16 protein-coding genes are annotated in these 14490 nt (G+C 64.7%); 9 read left to right on the top strand and 7 right to left on the bottom strand.

Annotated elements, in window-relative coordinates:
- Positions 1–15: 15 nt before the first annotated feature.
- Positions 16–195 carry a hypothetical protein gene (locus Q4G20_RS03685; RefSeq protein WP_303342008.1) on the top strand — a complete coding sequence of 60 codons (180 nt, stop codon included), beginning with the start codon at positions 16–18 and terminating at the stop codon, positions 193–195.
- A gap of 28 nt (positions 196–223) precedes the next feature.
- Here the strand turns inward: Q4G20_RS03685 and Q4G20_RS03680 are convergent, their stop codons facing one another.
- Together Q4G20_RS03680 and Q4G20_RS03675 are read right to left on the bottom strand one after the other, a co-directional pair.
- Positions 224–391 carry a VPLPA-CTERM sorting domain-containing protein gene (locus Q4G20_RS03680; RefSeq protein ID WP_303342007.1) on the bottom strand — a complete coding sequence of 56 codons (168 nt, stop codon included), beginning with the start codon at positions 389–391 and terminating at the stop codon, positions 224–226.
- A gap of 29 nt (positions 392–420) precedes the next feature.
- Positions 421–1290, bottom strand: a complete 870-nt coding sequence (locus Q4G20_RS03675; RefSeq protein WP_303342006.1) for a branched-chain amino acid aminotransferase — start codon at positions 1288–1290, stop codon at positions 421–423.
- A gap of 154 nt (positions 1291–1444) precedes the next feature.
- Here Q4G20_RS03675 and Q4G20_RS03670 point away from each other — a divergent pair, with 154 nt between their 5' ends.
- The 5 genes from Q4G20_RS03670 to Q4G20_RS03650 are packed head-to-tail and all read left to right on the top strand — an operon-like array spanning position 1445 to position 8205.
- Positions 1445–1963, top strand: a complete 519-nt coding sequence (locus Q4G20_RS03670; RefSeq protein WP_303342005.1) for a MarR family winged helix-turn-helix transcriptional regulator — start codon at positions 1445–1447, stop codon at positions 1961–1963.
- Positions 1964–1966: 3 nt separating this feature from the next.
- Positions 1967–2668: a response regulator gene (locus tag Q4G20_RS03665; RefSeq protein WP_303342004.1), complete on the top strand. Its 702-nt coding sequence runs from the start codon at positions 1967–1969 to the stop codon at positions 2666–2668.
- Positions 2669–2692: 24 nt separating this feature from the next.
- Positions 2693–3508: a uracil-DNA glycosylase gene (locus Q4G20_RS03660; RefSeq protein ID WP_303342003.1), complete on the top strand. Its 816-nt coding sequence runs from the start codon at positions 2693–2695 to the stop codon at positions 3506–3508.
- A gap of 49 nt (positions 3509–3557) precedes the next feature.
- Positions 3558–4862 (top strand): efflux RND transporter periplasmic adaptor subunit, encoded by a 1305-nt coding sequence (locus tag Q4G20_RS03655; protein ID WP_303342002.1) that lies wholly within the window; start codon positions 3558–3560, stop codon positions 4860–4862.
- Complete coding sequence (locus Q4G20_RS03650) at positions 4855–8205, top strand: efflux RND transporter permease subunit (protein ID WP_303342001.1); 3351 nt, start codon at positions 4855–4857, stop codon at positions 8203–8205. Before Q4G20_RS03655 ends, Q4G20_RS03650 begins: the two co-directional genes overlap by 8 nt.
- Here the strand turns inward: Q4G20_RS03650 and Q4G20_RS03645 are convergent.
- Positions 8185–8943, bottom strand: coding sequence for a protein-disulfide reductase DsbD domain-containing protein (locus Q4G20_RS03645; protein WP_303342000.1), 759 nt, complete (start codon positions 8941–8943; stop codon positions 8185–8187). The genes Q4G20_RS03650 and Q4G20_RS03645 overlap by 21 nt on opposite strands.
- A 103-nt stretch (positions 8944–9046) precedes the next feature.
- Here Q4G20_RS03645 and Q4G20_RS03640 point away from each other — a divergent pair, with 103 nt between their 5' ends.
- From Q4G20_RS03640 to Q4G20_RS03630, 3 genes are all read left to right on the top strand, one after another.
- Positions 9047–9613 carry a YqgE/AlgH family protein gene (locus tag Q4G20_RS03640; RefSeq protein ID WP_303341999.1) on the top strand — a complete coding sequence of 189 codons (567 nt, stop codon included), beginning with the start codon at positions 9047–9049 and terminating at the stop codon, positions 9611–9613.
- Between the two features lie 112 nt (positions 9614–9725).
- Positions 9726–10139 (top strand): DUF2382 domain-containing protein, encoded by a 414-nt coding sequence (locus Q4G20_RS03635; protein ID WP_303341998.1) that lies wholly within the window; start codon positions 9726–9728, stop codon positions 10137–10139.
- Positions 10140–10157: 18 nt separating this feature from the next.
- Entirely contained in the window at positions 10158–10970 is an 813-nt protein-coding gene (locus Q4G20_RS03630) for a YsnF/AvaK domain-containing protein (RefSeq protein ID WP_303341997.1), read from the top strand.
- A gap of 53 nt (positions 10971–11023) precedes the next feature.
- Here Q4G20_RS03630 and Q4G20_RS03625 read toward each other — a convergent pair whose 3' ends face one another.
- The 4 genes from Q4G20_RS03625 to Q4G20_RS03610 are packed head-to-tail and all read right to left on the bottom strand — an operon-like array spanning position 11024 to position 14427.
- Positions 11024–11365, bottom strand: coding sequence for a hypothetical protein (locus Q4G20_RS03625; RefSeq protein ID WP_303341996.1), 342 nt, complete (start codon positions 11363–11365; stop codon positions 11024–11026).
- Positions 11362–12288 carry a DnaJ C-terminal domain-containing protein gene (locus Q4G20_RS03620; RefSeq protein ID WP_303341995.1) on the bottom strand — a complete coding sequence of 309 codons (927 nt, stop codon included), beginning with the start codon at positions 12286–12288 and terminating at the stop codon, positions 11362–11364. Before Q4G20_RS03620 ends, Q4G20_RS03625 begins: the two co-directional genes overlap by 4 nt.
- Positions 12289–12333: 45 nt before the next feature.
- Positions 12334–13392, bottom strand: a complete 1059-nt coding sequence (locus Q4G20_RS03615; RefSeq protein ID WP_303341994.1) for an aldo/keto reductase — start codon at positions 13390–13392, stop codon at positions 12334–12336.
- Between the two features lie 21 nt (positions 13393–13413).
- Complete coding sequence (locus Q4G20_RS03610; protein ID WP_303341993.1) at positions 13414–14427, bottom strand: GDP-mannose 4,6-dehydratase; 1014 nt, start codon at positions 14425–14427, stop codon at positions 13414–13416.
- Positions 14428–14490: the final 63 nt, after the last annotated feature.

Raw genomic sequence — 14490 nt, 5'->3', positions numbered from 1 at the left:
AGGGGGGCCGTTCACATGACCAGACACATCACCGATCATCCGCGCGACCGAGGCGATGCCCGGCTGCGCGAATATCTGCGCGCGGAACGCGAATCCGGGCGGCATCCGGCAGTTATCGCGCTGCATACCCGCCCGCAAACCCGCGATGACGGGCGCAAAACGGCGCAATATCTGCGGATCGAACGCGGGAAATAGGGGCCGCCACTTGGGCAGCCCCGGATCGTCAGGCGCGGCGGCGTTTGGCGGCAAGCGCCAACAGCCCGGTCCCCAACAGCAGCACGCCCGCGGGCAGCGGCACCGGCGCGGGTTGCGGCAATGGCTCAACCGGGTTCAGCGGCGTTGACGCGCCTTGCGAGAAACCGCCCCCCCCGAAACGCAAAAGACCCCGCAAATGCGGGGCCTTTCGTTCATGTCACCCGATCAGGCGCGGACCAGTTTTTCGTAATCCTCGGCCACCTGACGGGTCAGGTCGCCCACGGTAAAGGTCCAGTCGCCGATCTGCCCGACCGGAGTCACCTCGGCGGCGGTGCCGGTCAGCCAGCATTGTTCGAACCCGTCCAGTTCGTCCGGCGTGATGCGGCGTTCGTGAACGGTGATGCCTTTGTCTTGCAGCATCTGAATCACGGTGCGCCGGGTGATGCCGTTCAGGATGCGGTCGGCCAGTGGGGTGTGAACCTCACCATCCTTGACGAAGAAAATGTTCGCGCCGGTCGCCTCGGCCACATAGCCTTCGAAATCCATGAACAGCGCGTCGGAACAGCCTTTTTCCTCGGCCGCGTGTTTGGACATGGTGCAGATCATATACAGACCCGCCGCCTTGGCTGCGGTCGGGATGGTTTCGGGGCTGGGGCGTTTCCATTTGGCCACGTCCAGTTTGGCGCCCTGCATTTTCGCATCGCCGTAGTAATTGCCCCATTCCCACGCCGTTACGGCGACATGAACCGGGTTGCGGCGCGCCGACACGCCCATATCCAACCCTGACCCGCGCCACGCCACCACGCGGATATAGGCGTTGTCGAACCCGTTGGCCTGCAACACGGCTTCCTTGGCGGCGTCCAGTTCGTCGGCCGAATAGGGGATCGGCATGTCCAGCAACCGGCCCGATTCAATCAGACGCAGCGAATGTTCGTGGCCTTTGAAGATTTTGCCGTTGTAGCAGCGTTCCCCCTCGAACACAGAGCTGGCGTAATGCAGGGCATGGGACAGGACGTGAACCTTGGCATCGCGCCAGTCGATCAGTTCGCCGTCCATCCAGATTTTGCCGTCACGATCATCATAGGCCGCTGTCATTTATTCCTCCTGTCGCCGGGTTTTTTGCCGAATCTTGCGCGTCAAAGGTCGCAATTGACACAAAAAATTCGCAATCCGCTTGACGGCTAACAATCCTTGCGTAGAAAGTCAACAACGCTGCCGTATTGACAAGACGATGATAAGGACGTGACGGATGCAGGAAAAGGCCCGGATTCACCCCATGATGGGCGAAAACTTACTGTTCCTGACCGATGACCAGTTGCGCAGCGGGATCGAGGCGATGTTTTTCGCCTATCGCGCGTTTACATCCGACGCCGACATCATTCTGGCCGATATGGATTATGGCCGCGCCCATCACCGCGCGCTGCATTTCATCGGGCGCGAACCGGGGCTGACGGTTACGGCGCTGCTGGCGGTGCTGGGCGTGACCAAACAATCGCTGAACCGGGTGCTGCGCACGCTGATTGATGACGGGCTGGTCGAAAGCCGCGTCGGACGCCGCGACCGGCGCGAACGGCTGTTGTTTCTGACCCCCGCCGGGGCCGCACTGGAACGCCGCGTGTCCGAGGCACAGCGCGCCCGGATGCGCGCCGCCTATCGCAGCGTCGGCCCGCAGGCCGTGGCGGGGTTCCGTCAGGTGTTGGAGGCGATGATGGACCCCGACACCCGCACACAGTATCAATCCCTGAAAGAAGCCGCGGACAGCCGATAAACCATGACCACCCCCGACGCCCATTTGCTGATCGTTGATGACGACGAACGCATCCGTTCGCTGTTGGGGAAATTCCTGCGCAAAAGCGGGTATATGGTCACGACCGCCCGCGACGCGGCACAGGCGCGGCGGCTGCTCGGGGGCTTGGAATTTGACCTGATCGTGCTGGATGTGATGATGCCGGGCGAAGATGGCCTGTCGCTGACCCGCGATCTGCGCCGCCGCATGGACACCCCGATCATGCTGCTGACCGCGCGCGGCGAAACCGAAGACCGCATCAGCGGGCTGGAATCGGGCGCCGATGATTACCTGCCCAAACCGTTCGAGCCGCGCGAATTGCTGTTGCGCATCGCCGCGATTTTGCGCCGCGCGCCCGCGCCGGAAATCGCGCAGCCGAAATATCTGACGCTGGGGCTGCTGCGGTATGACACCGATAAGGGCGAATTGTGGCAGGGCGACACCCCCCTGCGTCTGACGGGCAGCGAACAGGCGCTGATGCGCCGGCTGGCCGCGACCCCCGGAACCCCCGTCAGCCGCGCCGATCTGTCCGAGGATCTGGGCCGCAGCGGCGACGACCCCGACAGCGGCGACCGCGCCATTGACGTGCAGATGACGCGGCTGCGGCGCAAAATCGAACCCGATCCGCGCGACCCGCGCTATCTGCAAACCGTGCGGGGGACGGGCTATATGCTGGTTGTGGACTAGGGCGGGCTGGCCTAATTTGGCGCGATGAACAGCGCGCTGACATATCAGGGAATCACACTGGACGGGGCCACGGCCTTGGCGCTGTTGGAATGGCAGGCGGAACTGGGCGCGGATGTCGCGATGCGCGACAACCCGCTGGATCGGTTCGACCTGCCCGCGCGGGTGGAGCCGCCCGCTGTCGCCGCGCCTGCGCCCGTGGCGGCAAAACCCACCCCCGACAGCGATCAGGCCGATCTGCTGGCACAGGCGCAGGCACTGGCTGCGGGGGCCGCCACGCTGGACGCCTTGGCCGATGCGCAGCGCAGCTTTGACGGGATCGAGCTGAAAAAGGGCGCGCGCAATTTCGTGTTTTCCGACGGCAACCCCGCCGCCCGCGTCCTGATTCTGGGCGAGGCTCCGGGCGATGCCGAAGATCGTCAGGGGCGCCCCTTTGTCGGCGCGGCGGGGCAGTTGCTGGATCAGATGTTCGCCGCCATCGGGCTGTCGCGCGGATCGCCTGATGCGGAAAACGCGCTCTATATCATCAATGTGCTGACATGGCGCCCGCCCGGCAATCGCGACCCGCGCCCGGATGAGATTGACCTGAGCCTGCCATTCCTGCGCCGCCATATCGAACTGGCCACGCCCGATGTGATCGTGCTGATGGGCAACATCCCTTGTCAGGCGGCGCTGAACAAACGCGGGATTTTGAAACTGCGCGGGCAATGGGATACGGCCTTTGGCGTGCCCGCGCTGCCGATGACGCATCCGGCCTATCTGCTGCGCAACGCGGCGGCGAAAGCGGACGCATGGGCGGATGTGCTGTCGCTGGCCGCGCGGCTGGATTTGCCGCCCGTTTAGGTTTTATTTGGGTTTATGCGGTAAAACGGCGCGGATACGGGGACGACCAATGACCTTTTTGATTCGCAGCCTGACCGGGTTGTTCATCACGCTGCTGACGCTGGGCCTGCTGTTTCTGGCGGGGGTGCAGCTATGGCAGGCGCTGACGCCCGCAGGCGACGGACGGCCCGCGCGCGTGGCGGCGGAACAGGTCTATGCCGTGCATCTGCTGACGGTCGAACCCGCCACCATCCACCCGGTCATGCAGGTGTATGGCACCGTGCAATCGCGGCGGCGGTTGGAATTGCGCGCAGGCGTGGCGGGGCGGATCGTCGAATTATCCCCCGACCTGCACGAAGGCGGGCGGGTCAGCGCCGGACAGGTTCTGGCGCGTCTGGACCCATCCGCGGCGCAGGCGGCACTGGACAGCCAACGGGCCGCGCGCGACGACGCCACGGGCGCGTTGCAGGACGCGCGGCGCAGCGTGGATATTGCGGCGCAGGATTTGGCCGCCGCCGAACGTCAGGCCGAATTGCGACAGGCGGCGGTTCAGCGGCAATCCGATCTGGCGCGGCGGGGCTTGGGGACCACCACCGAACGCGAGGCGGTTGAACTGGCCGCATCAACCGCTGCGCAGGCCGTGATCACCCGTCGCGCGGCCTTGGCCAATGCCGACAGCGCGGTGACAACGGCGGAAAACGCCCTGCGCCGCGCAGATATCGCGCTGTCGGAATCGCGCCGCGCCTTGGCCGATACGGACATCCGCGCAGGCTTTGACGGACAGGTGACGGCGGTGTCCGTGGTCGAAGGCGGGCTGGTCAGCATGAATGAACAACTGGCGCAACTGATCGACCCCTTGGCGCTTGAGGTGCAGATCCCCCTGTCGCTGGACCAATTCGGGCGCTTGCTGGCGGGGGGCGCGACCTTGGCCGGGACGCCCGCGCGGGTGGTTCTGGACAGCCGCGCGGGCGGGCTGACGGCGGATGCCGAACTGGACCGCGCGGCGGCATCCGTGGCCGAAGGGCAGGCCGGTCGCATCGTATTCGCCCGCGTCACCACCGGCGCCGAGGCGCTGCGTCCGGGGGATTTTGTGCGCGTGGACATCACGGAACCCGCGACCCATGGCGCGGCGGTGATCCCGGCGGCGGCGGTCGGACCCGATGGCGCGGTTCTGGTTCTGGACGACGGCGACCGTCTGCGCGCGGCCCCCGTCACCATCCTGCGCCGTCAGGGCGATGATGTGGTGATCGCCGTGCCGCCCGATCTGGCACAGGCCCGGATCGTCACCGAACGCGCCCCGCAACTGGGCGTGGGGATTCGCGTGCGGGATGCCTCGGACCCCACACCGGAACGTCAGGGCCGCCCTAATGGTTAGGCCGCGCGGGTTTCTGTCGCTGTTCGTGCGTCATGCGACGCTGGCCAATCTGATCTTTGCGGTGATGATTGTGGCGGGGCTTTATGCCGCGCCGCGCCTGCGGGCGCAGTATTTCCCCGACACCGTGGTGCAACAGATCGACGTGACGACCCGCTGGGACGGCGCCGGGGCCGAAGATGCGGACCAGTCCATCATCGCCGTTCTGGAACCCGCCCTGATGGGGGTCGAAGGGGTGACCACCACATCCGCCCAATCCAGCCCCGGTTCGGCGCGGCTGCGTCTGGAATTTGAACCCGGCTGGGATATGGCGCGCGCCGTGGCGGATGTGGAAACCGCGATTGCGGGCGCAGGCAACCTGCCCGAAGGCGCGGAGGATCCCGAAATCACCCGCCGCGCCTGGCGTGACCGCGTGGCCGATGTGGTGATTGCGGGGCCTCTGGGTCTGGATCAGTTGGGGCGGATTGCGGATGATTTGACGAACCGATTGTATGCCCAAGGGGTGACTCGGGTGTCGATCACCGGCCTGTCGCCCGCCGAAACGCGGGTCGAGTTGCGCATGAATGATCTGGTGCGCCACGATCTGACGCTGGAACAGGTGGCAGCGGTGATCGGCGGCGCGACATCGGTCAGCCCGGCGGGGGATGTGGCGTCGGGGGCGGCGCGCGTGCGCACCGGCGCGGAACGGCGCGACCCGGCGGCGGTCGCGGCTTTGGTCATTCGCGCCCAGCCCGACGGCACGCAACTGACCATCGGCGACGTGGCCGATGTGCGCGCCAGCGGCATTGATCGCGGCATGGCCTATTACGTTGGCGGCCACCCGGCGGTGATCGTGGCGGTTGAACGCAGTGCTGCGGGCGATGCCATCGGGCTGCAACGCGATGTCGAACGGGTCGTCGCGCAAATGACGCCGACCCTGCCCCAAGGCGTCACAATCGAACTGGTCCGCGCGCGCGCCGAACAGATCAGCGCGCGTCTGACGCTGTTGTTGGACAATGCCGTGGTGGGGCTGGCTCTGGTGCTGGCGCTGTTGTTTTTGTTCCTGAATGTGCGCACGGCGATCTGGGTCGCGGCGGGGATTCCGGCGGCGTTACTGGCGGCCATGGCGTTGATGTATGTCACCGGCATGACGCTGAACATGATTTCGCTGTTCGCGCTGATCCTGACGCTGGGCATCATCGTGGATGACGCCATTGTGGTGGGCGAACATGCCGATTACCGCGCCCGCCATCTGGGCGAAGAACCCGTCATCGCCGCCGAACGCGCGGCGCAACGCATGGCCGCGCCGGTGGTGTCGTCAACGCTGACCACGATCATTGCATTTGCCGGGCTGGTCATGATCGGCGGGCGCTTCGGCACGATGATCGCGGATATTCCGTGGACGGTTATTCTGGTGCTGGCCGCGTCGCTGGTCGAATGTTTTCTGGTGCTGCCCAATCACATGGCGCACGCTTTGGCAGGGGCGGCGCGGGAACGGTGGTATGATCTGCCGTCGAAACACGTCAATCGCGGCATGGATTGGGTCATCGCCCGCATCCTGCGCCCCGGCACCGAATGGGTGATCCGGCTGCGTTATCCGGTGATGGCGGGGGTGATTGCGGTCTTGGCCTGGGCATCGGGGATGTTGATGACGGGAGCGGTGCCGTGGCGATTTTTTGATGCCCCCGAACAGGGCAGCGTGGCAGGGAATTTCGCGATGCTGCCCGGCGCCACGCGCGACGACACGCTGCGCGTGATGGGGATGGTGCAGGATGCGGTCGATCAGGTCGGCGCGGATTACGCCGACCGTTACGGCGTCAACCCCATCACCCACGCCATGACGATGATCGGCGGCAATTCCGGGCGTCCGCTGCCCGGCGCGGAAACCAAAGACGCCGATCTGCTGGGCGCGGTGCAGATTGAACTGATTGACCCGGATTTTCGGCCCTATTCCAGCTTTGACTTTGTGGCGGCGTTGCAGGCGGCGATGCCGTCTGATCCGCGACTGGAAACGATCAGCTTTCGCGGGTTCCGGTCGGGTCCGGGCGGCGACGCCATATCGGTGCGTCTGACCGGCGCGGATGCGGGCGTGCTAAAAGCTGCGTCCAAGGATGTGCAGGCCCAACTGTCCGAATATCCCGAGGTGTCCGCGCTTGAAGACAGTATGCCCTATGACAAAGAGGAACTGGCCCTGCACCTGACCCCGCGCGGCGAGGCGTTGGGTTTCACCACCCCGTCGCTGGCGCGCGACTTGCGTCAGCGGCTGAACGGGATACAGGCCGCGACCTTCCCCGATGGCACGCGCACCGGCGCGATCCGGGTCGAACTGGCCCCCGACGAACGGCGCGGCGATTTTCTGGACCGGATGCTGATGCGCACGCAGGCGGGCCAATGGGTGCCGCTGGCCGATATTGTCACGGTCGGGTCGGATGCGGGTTTCTCGGTCGTGCGGCGCGAAAACGGGCAGCGGATGATTTCGGTGACCGGCGATATTTCCGGCGATGACCCGGTGCGCGCGGCTCAGATCACGCAGGCGCTGCACACCCAGATCCTGCCCGATATTGCGTCGCGTTACGGCGTCAGCTTTGACGTCACCGGGCTGGCCGAACAGGAACAAAGCTTTCTGCAACAGGCCGCGATTGGGTTCGCCATTGCCCTGACCGGCATTTATATGGTGCTGGCGTGGATTTTTGCCAGCTGGACCCGGCCTTTGGTGGTGATGTCGGTGATCCCCTTTGGCCTGATCGGCGCGGTCTGGGGGCATCACATCTGGCACTTGCCGATGACGCTGTTTTCCATCGTCGGCCTGATCGGCATGTCGGGCATTATCATCAACGATTCTATCGTGTTGGTGTCCACCATCGACGAATTTTCCCGCCGCCGGGGTCTGCGCCCCGCCATTATCGACGCCGTGTGCCAGCGGTTCCGGCCAGTGTTTCTGACCACGGCGACCACGGTGTTTGGCCTTGCGCCGCTGCTGTATGAACGCTCATCCCAGGCGCTGTTTTTGAAACCGACGGTCGTGACGATGGCCTATGGTCTGGGGTTCGGCATGATCTTGGTGCTGCTGGTGGTCCCGGCGATTATGGTGATCGGCCATGATCTGGACCGCGCGCGCCGGGGGTTCCGCCGCGCCATCCGCGCGCCGCATCTGCGTGGGGCGATGAGCGCGGGGTTGGCTCTGGGCGGGCTGGCCTTTGCCGCGACATTGGCGCCGGTGGGGCTGGCGATGCTGGGCGTGGCACCGGCATGGATGCCGGTTCTGTCGCCGGGGGCCGCGTTTGCCGCCTATGCCGTGGCGTTGCTGGCGGCGGTTGGGGGGATCGGCGCGGTGACGGCGTGGCGTCTAACCCGCGCAACCCCATGATTCCACGGCGGTGCCATCATCCGACAGCACCGTGACCCGCACCTGTTCGCGCGGCAGGTCAAAGGGCGCGGCGGTCGGGCCGACCATATCCACCACGGCGCGGCCATCGTCCAATTCCGCGCCGGACACCCAGACATCGGGGTGGCCGTCCAGCTCGACCGCGGCCAGAATCGCAGGCCCCGGCAGCGCCACCGACAGGCGCAGCCCGTCGGACAGGTCGGTGACGGCGCAATCGGGCGCGTCATCCAACCGCTGCGGCACCGCGTCCATGGCGGCCTGAATCACTGGGTCATGCCCCCCCGGCGCGGGGGCGGTCAGGGTCAAAAACGCCGGAACGCAGATGTTTTCGCACAGCCCCAGATCAATCTGCGCCGCGATCTGCACCGGCTGACCGGGATCGGCAGGCGTCACCGTCATCGGCAAGACCAGCCGGTCATGATAGCCGGGTTCGACCGCTCCGCCCGATTCGATGGCCTGCGGCGCGGGCCAGTGCAGCGCGACCGCGCCCAGATTTTCGGACCCCTCCCAGTCGAAATGCGGCGGCAAGCCGGTATCGCCCGGACTGCGCCAATAGGTTTTCCACCCCGGTTCCAAATCCAGTTGCAGCGCCGTGATCCGGTTGCCCGCCGCGTCCACCCAGCCCGGCAACAGGCGCGCGCCCGCCAGACCGGGCGGCAGTTCCTGCGCGGCGACCGACAGCGGCATCATCAAAGCGGGGATCAGGGCAAAGTATCGCATAGCCGCATCGTTAGGGCCGCGCGCCGCAAAAGCAAAGTCACTTTCCCGCGCGGGGCTTGCATCGCGCGCCAGAACCGCCATCTTGAACCGGGAAGGAGCCGCCATGACCCCACAACAGCACGACAACCTGACCGGTAAAATCCTGATCGCCATGCCCGGCATGTCCGACCCACGCTTTGAACGGGCGGTTGTGCTGATCTGTTCCCATTCGGACGACGGCGCCATGGGGCTGGTGCTGAACCAGCCCGCGCCGGATGTGGATTTCGGCGATCTGATGCAGCAATTGGGCATCGACACCACCCAAACCGCCCGCAATATCGAGGTGCGCTTTGGCGGGCCGGTCGAACCGGGGCGGGGGTTCGTGCTGCACAACGTCCCGGCGCATGGCGATGATCCCGACGGGCGGCTGCGCATCAACCGCGATCTGGCGATGACGACCACGCGCGACATTCTGGAGGATCTGGCCCAAGGTGCCGGTCCCGACAGCGCGGTTCTGACGCTGGGTTATTCCGGTTGGGGTCCGGGCCAGTTGGAATCGGAAATGCTGCAAAACGGCTGGCTGACGGGCGATCTGATTTTCAGCGCGTCACATGCCGACAAATGGGGCCTTGCCCTGCGCAGCCAAGGCATTGATCCGTCGATGTTATCGGGCGCGGCGGGGCGGGCCTGAACCCGTCGGACGCCCTCGGTCAACTGACGATTAACTGACAAAAATTAATGGACCCATCCTGTCGCTGACGTGTTCCCTTGCCGGATGTGCAACGCAGATGATCGAGGCGACGATGACCCCACAGGACGGGATGCCCCCGGCAAGGATGCGCGACATTATCGAGATTGCCGAGGAAAGCGCCCGGATTGAACGCCATGTTCGTGACCGTGGCGGGGTTCGGATCGAAACCCGCACGACCGAGGTGAACGAGCTGATCCCCGTTGATCTCCGGTCGCGCAATGTCGATGTGGTTCGGGTTCCTGTGAATAAACTGGTCAGCGAAGTCCCCGGCATCCGCGAAGAAAACGGCGTAACGATCATCCCCGTTTTGGAAGAACGCGTTGTTGTGCGCACCGATCTGGTTCTGGTCGAAGAAATCCATGTTATTCAGACCGATACCACCGAACGGTTCGATATTCCGGTAACGCGTCACGTGCAGCAGGCGTTTGAAACGCCTTTGCCTCCATCAGACGACAATCCAGTCTGACACAGATTGAAGGAAAAGATGATGACCTATGAAACCGACGCCCATTTGGGTCACGCCGGCCACGGCCGCACGCTGACCGCCATGTTCGACAGCCGCGATCAGGCCGACCGCGCGGTGCAGGAACTGCGCCAGTTGGGTGTAACCGATGTGCAACTGCATGGTCAGGACAACCCCGGCTATGGCCAGATGCGCCATCAGGAACACGAACAGCGCGGTTTTTTTGACGCTCTGGGGGATTTCTTTTTCCCCGATGAGGACCGCGCCGCCTATGCCGAAGGTCTGTCGCGTGGCGGCTATCTGGTGACGGCGCGTGATGTTCCCGATCATCTGATCGGTCAGGCATCCGATATTCTGGACCGCGACGGTTCGGTTGATCTGGAGACGCGCGAAACCGAATGGCGCGATTCGGGCTGGGACCGCGCCGCCTATCACGGCGATGCGCCGGTGCGTGACGGCACCGTCGAGGTGGTCGAAGAACAGGTGCGTATCGGAAAACGCGATGTCGATCACGGCACGGTCCGCGTGCGGTCCTATGTCCGTGAAACGCCGGTGCGCGAAGATGTCGAACTGACCCATCAGCGCGTGCAGGTGGAACGTCGCCCCGTTGATCGCCCCGCCGGTCAGGGCGCGTTCACCGATCAGGTGATCGAGGCGCGCGCCTATGGCGAAGAAGCGGTCGTTCAGAAAGAGGCCCGCGTGGTCGAAGAAATCGAACTGAACACCGTGACCGAAACCCACACCGAAACGGTCGAGGACACGGTTCGCAAAACCGAAGTCGAAATCGAAGAAGACGCGGCCCGTCGTCACCCGGACGGTAAGCCGTTGGTTTAATGTGACTTTGTGAAAACAGCAGGGCGGCCTGATCGGGCCGCCCTTTTTCGGTCCTATTCCACCACCCGCACCCGCTGCACATGGCTGCGCAGGCGTTGACGCACCTCGGGCGGTTCGCTGGCCAATGCCGCCATCAGGGCGCGCATGTCGCCGCGCAGGCCCGACAATTGGTCGATCAGGGACAGAACCAGCGTCAGCCCGTCGGGGCGCATGTCGTAATCGGTGGTCAGGTCGGTGATCAGTTGCAGCCGCGCCAGATCAATGTCGCGAAATTGCGGGCCGGTTTCGGATTGCAGCGGCTGCACCATGCGCGCGGTCAGGATCACGTCCAGTTGCGTGTCGGTCAGGTCGTCGATCAGCGTCACGACTTCGGTTCGGGAATAGGTGCGGGTCATATCGCCATTCCTTTGCGCGGGTCATAGGGGTGGGTGTCGCGCCATCTCCGCATGAAATCCGCCAGATCGTCGTCAATCTGTGGCGGAGTCATCACGCGCAATTCCACATGCTGATCGCCGCCATTGATCCCGCGACCGCGCAGGCGCAGACGTTGGCCGCTGGTGGCGCCAGAGGGGATGGTCAGGTTCACCGTGCCGTCGATGGTGGGGGTGGCGACTTTGCCGCCCAGAATCGCTTCGTCCAGCGTGATGGGCAGGGTGATATGCACATCGTCGCCCTCGCGCCGGAAGGTGGGGTGATCGCTGACCGATATTTCCAGCAACGCATCGCCCGGTTGCCCCTGACCGATGCCGGGGCCGCCTTTGCCGCGCAGGCGGATGGCCTGACCGTCGCGGAGGCCGCGCGGGATGGTGACGGACAGGGTGCCGCCTTCGGGCAGGGTGATTTGCGTGGTGCCGCCGCGCGCGGCAGTCAGGAAATCCACGGTCAGCGCGAATCGGTAATCCGGGCCGTCCCTGTCGCGCGCCTGCCCGCCGTAACCGCCGTAACCGCCCCCATACCCACCACGCCGGGCGCGCGCGCCGAACAGATCGTCAAACACGCCCGACAGGTCGGGGTCGCTGTCAAACCCGTGCGACTGGGCATAGGGGTTGCTGGCCTGTTCCGCATGGGGCCGGTAATATCGCTGCTGTGGGCGTTCCTGCCCCTGCGCGTCGATTTCGCCCGCGTCAAAGCGGCGGCGTTGTTCCGCGTCTTTCAGCAGGTCATAGGCCGCCGACGCGGCCTTGAACCGCGTCGTTGCCGCCGGATCGGGGTTCAGATCCGGGTGATCGGCCTTGGCGATGCGCCGATAGGCCTTTTTGATGTCGTCCGCCGTGGCCGTTTTTGTCAGGCCCAGCGCCTGATACGGGTCGCCCGCCATTGGCTGTCCTTTTATCTGTGTTACCCCCCAAGATAGGGGCGCAGATCAATAGGGCAAGGGGTGCAGCCGGTGCAGTTTGTTGATCGCGCGGATCAGGTCATCGGGCAGCGGTTTGCCGAACCCGTCGATCATGTGCCGCAGCTGCGCCAGCGAGGTGACTCCGATGATTGGCACGTTTTTGAAGGGCCGCGTCAATTGCCACGCAATCGCCATATGCACCACGTCCACGCCGTGATCCGCCGCCAACCGGGCATAGGCATCGGCGGCCTTGATCCCGCGCGGCGTGCGCCGCCCGCCCAGATTGCCGGGGCCGCCCGTGGCGCGATCCACAGCGGCGCGGCTGCCCTCGGGGATGGCCTTGCCGGTGTATTTCCCGGTCAGCAACCCGGCGGCCAAGGGGCTGTAGGCCAACAGCGTGACGTCTTCGTTCACCGCCACCTCGGCCAGATCGGTGTCATACAGGCGATAGAGCAGCGAATATTCGTTTTGAATCGCCGCCATACGCGGGCCGCCGGTCTGTTCGGCCATGTCACACCAGCGGGTCAGACCCCATGCGCTTTCGTTTGACAACCCCACGCCGCGCAGCTTGCCCGCCGCCACGGCCTCTGACAGCGCGCCCAGCACATCGGCCATATGGTCCAGCGTTTGCTGGCGGTTCTGGCCGCTGGGGTCATAGTCCCAATTCTGGCGAAAGCCATACGACCCCCGCACCGGCCAGTGCAGTTGATACAGGTCGATCCGGTCGGTTTGCAGGCGGCGCAGCGATGCGTCGATGGTGTCGCGGATCACCGCCCCGTCAAAGGGCGCGTTGTCGCGGACCATGCCGCTGGGACCGGTGACTTTGGTGGCGATTTCCACGCGGTCACGGTTGCCGGTCTGCGCCAGCCAGCGGCCGATGATCTCTTCGGTCCGGCCGATGGTATCGCGCCGCACGGGGTTCACGGGATACATTTCGGCGGTGTCGAAAAACGTCATCCCGCAATCCAGTGCCGCATCCATCTGCGCGAATGCATCCGCCGGGTCGGTCTGATTGCCAAAGGTCATGGTGCCAAGGCAAATCTGGCTGACCTCAATATCGCTGCGGCCCAATGTTACGCGCTGCATGGCGGTTCCTTTCGGTTTGGTTCAGGCGGGGATGTGGTGATAGTCGCGGAACCAGTCAACAAAGCTGATGATCCCGTCGCGCAATTTGGTGTCGGGGCGATAGCCGGTCAGCGCGTGCAGCAATTCGGCATCGGCCCAGGTTGCCGGCACATCGCCGGGCTGCATCGGCATCAGATTGCGCGTGGCTGGCACAGCCAAAGCGGTTTCCAAGGCGTCGATGAAATCGGTCAGGCGCACTTTGTTGGAATTGCCGATATTGATGGCGCGCCACGGGGCAACGGGCGACAGGGAATCCCCGTCGATCCGCGCCGCGCCGGGGGCAGGCGGGGGGCAGTCGATCAGCAATTCAACCGCCCGCACCAGATCGCCGACAAAGGTAAAGTCGCGATACATATCGCCGTGGTTATACACGTCGATCGGCTGGCCCGACAGGATCGCGCGGGCGAATTTGAACGGCGCCAGATCGGGGCGCGACCAGCTGCCGTAAACGGTAAAGAACCGGAAACAGGTCACCGGCAGATTATACAGATGGGCATAGGCGTGGCCCAGATCCTCGGTCGCGGCTTTGGTCGCGGCATAGATCGACAGCGGCAATTGCGTTTGATCGGTTTCGCGAAACGGCAGGCGGGTGTTGCCGCCGTAAACGGAACTGCTGGACGCCATCAGCAGATGCGCAACCCCGGCGCGCTGCGCGGCCTCGATCACGTTCAGGGTGCCGGTGACGTTGCTGTCGATATAGGATCGCGGCGCTTCCAGCGAATAACGCACGCCCGCCTGTGCGGCCAGATGCACGACCGCTTCGGGGGCGGCGTCGGTCAAGGCGCGGGCGACGGCATGGGCATCTTCAAGCTGCGCTGTGGTGGTGCTGAAATTCGGATGCGCCAGCAGGATATTCTGGCGGCTGTGCTTCAACGCGACGTCGTAATAATCCGTCATCCCGTCGAAACCATACACCCGCCAGCCAGCGTCCAGCAACTGACGCGCAAGGTGAAAGCCGATGAACCCAGCCGTTCCGGTGATAAAGACCCGACGCATCAGCCCCCCTGACGTAAACACAATGCTCACCTGCCACAGGGCCGATTTATTCGCAATCTTGTT

The sequence above is a fragment of the Paracoccus sp. (in: a-proteobacteria) genome (assembly GCF_030538495.1).
Taxonomy (GTDB): domain Bacteria; phylum Pseudomonadota; class Alphaproteobacteria; order Rhodobacterales; family Rhodobacteraceae; genus Paracoccus.
This window is presented reverse-complemented; position numbering and strand designations above follow the sequence as displayed.

What these genes read in the sequence shown, in the direction of transcription:
- Q4G20_RS03630 (WP_303341997.1), top strand. Translation starts at nt 10,158, where the DNA reads ATGATGACCTATGAAACCGACGCCCATTTGGGTCACGCCGGCCACGGC.
- Q4G20_RS03675 (WP_303342006.1), bottom strand. Translation starts at nt 1,290, where the DNA reads ATGACAGCGGCCTATGATGATCGTGACGGCAAAATCTGGATGGACGGC.
- Q4G20_RS03670 (WP_303342005.1), top strand. Translation starts at nt 1,445, where the DNA reads ATGCAGGAAAAGGCCCGGATTCACCCCATGATGGGCGAAAACTTACTG.
- Q4G20_RS03615 (WP_303341994.1), bottom strand. Translation starts at nt 13,392, where the DNA reads ATGCAGCGCGTAACATTGGGCCGCAGCGATATTGAGGTCAGCCAGATT.
- Q4G20_RS03645 (WP_303342000.1), bottom strand. Translation starts at nt 8,943, where the DNA reads ATGCGATACTTTGCCCTGATCCCCGCTTTGATGATGCCGCTGTCGGTC.
- Q4G20_RS03620 (WP_303341995.1), bottom strand. Translation starts at nt 12,288, where the DNA reads ATGGCGGGCGACCCGTATCAGGCGCTGGGCCTGACAAAAACGGCCACG.
- Q4G20_RS03685 (WP_303342008.1), top strand. Translation starts at nt 16, where the DNA reads ATGACCAGACACATCACCGATCATCCGCGCGACCGAGGCGATGCCCGG.
- Q4G20_RS03625 (WP_303341996.1), bottom strand. Translation starts at nt 11,365, where the DNA reads ATGACCCGCACCTATTCCCGAACCGAAGTCGTGACGCTGATCGACGAC.
- Q4G20_RS03635 (WP_303341998.1), top strand. Translation starts at nt 9,726, where the DNA reads ATGACCCCACAGGACGGGATGCCCCCGGCAAGGATGCGCGACATTATC.
- Q4G20_RS03660 (WP_303342003.1), top strand. Translation starts at nt 2,693, where the DNA reads ATGAACAGCGCGCTGACATATCAGGGAATCACACTGGACGGGGCCACG.
- Q4G20_RS03610 (WP_303341993.1), bottom strand. Translation starts at nt 14,427, where the DNA reads ATGCGTCGGGTCTTTATCACCGGAACGGCTGGGTTCATCGGCTTTCAC.
- Q4G20_RS03655 (WP_303342002.1), top strand. Translation starts at nt 3,558, where the DNA reads ATGACCTTTTTGATTCGCAGCCTGACCGGGTTGTTCATCACGCTGCTG.
- Q4G20_RS03650 (WP_303342001.1), top strand. Translation starts at nt 4,855, where the DNA reads ATGGTTAGGCCGCGCGGGTTTCTGTCGCTGTTCGTGCGTCATGCGACG.
- Q4G20_RS03665 (WP_303342004.1), top strand. Translation starts at nt 1,967, where the DNA reads ATGACCACCCCCGACGCCCATTTGCTGATCGTTGATGACGACGAACGC.
- Q4G20_RS03640 (WP_303341999.1), top strand. Translation starts at nt 9,047, where the DNA reads ATGACCCCACAACAGCACGACAACCTGACCGGTAAAATCCTGATCGCC.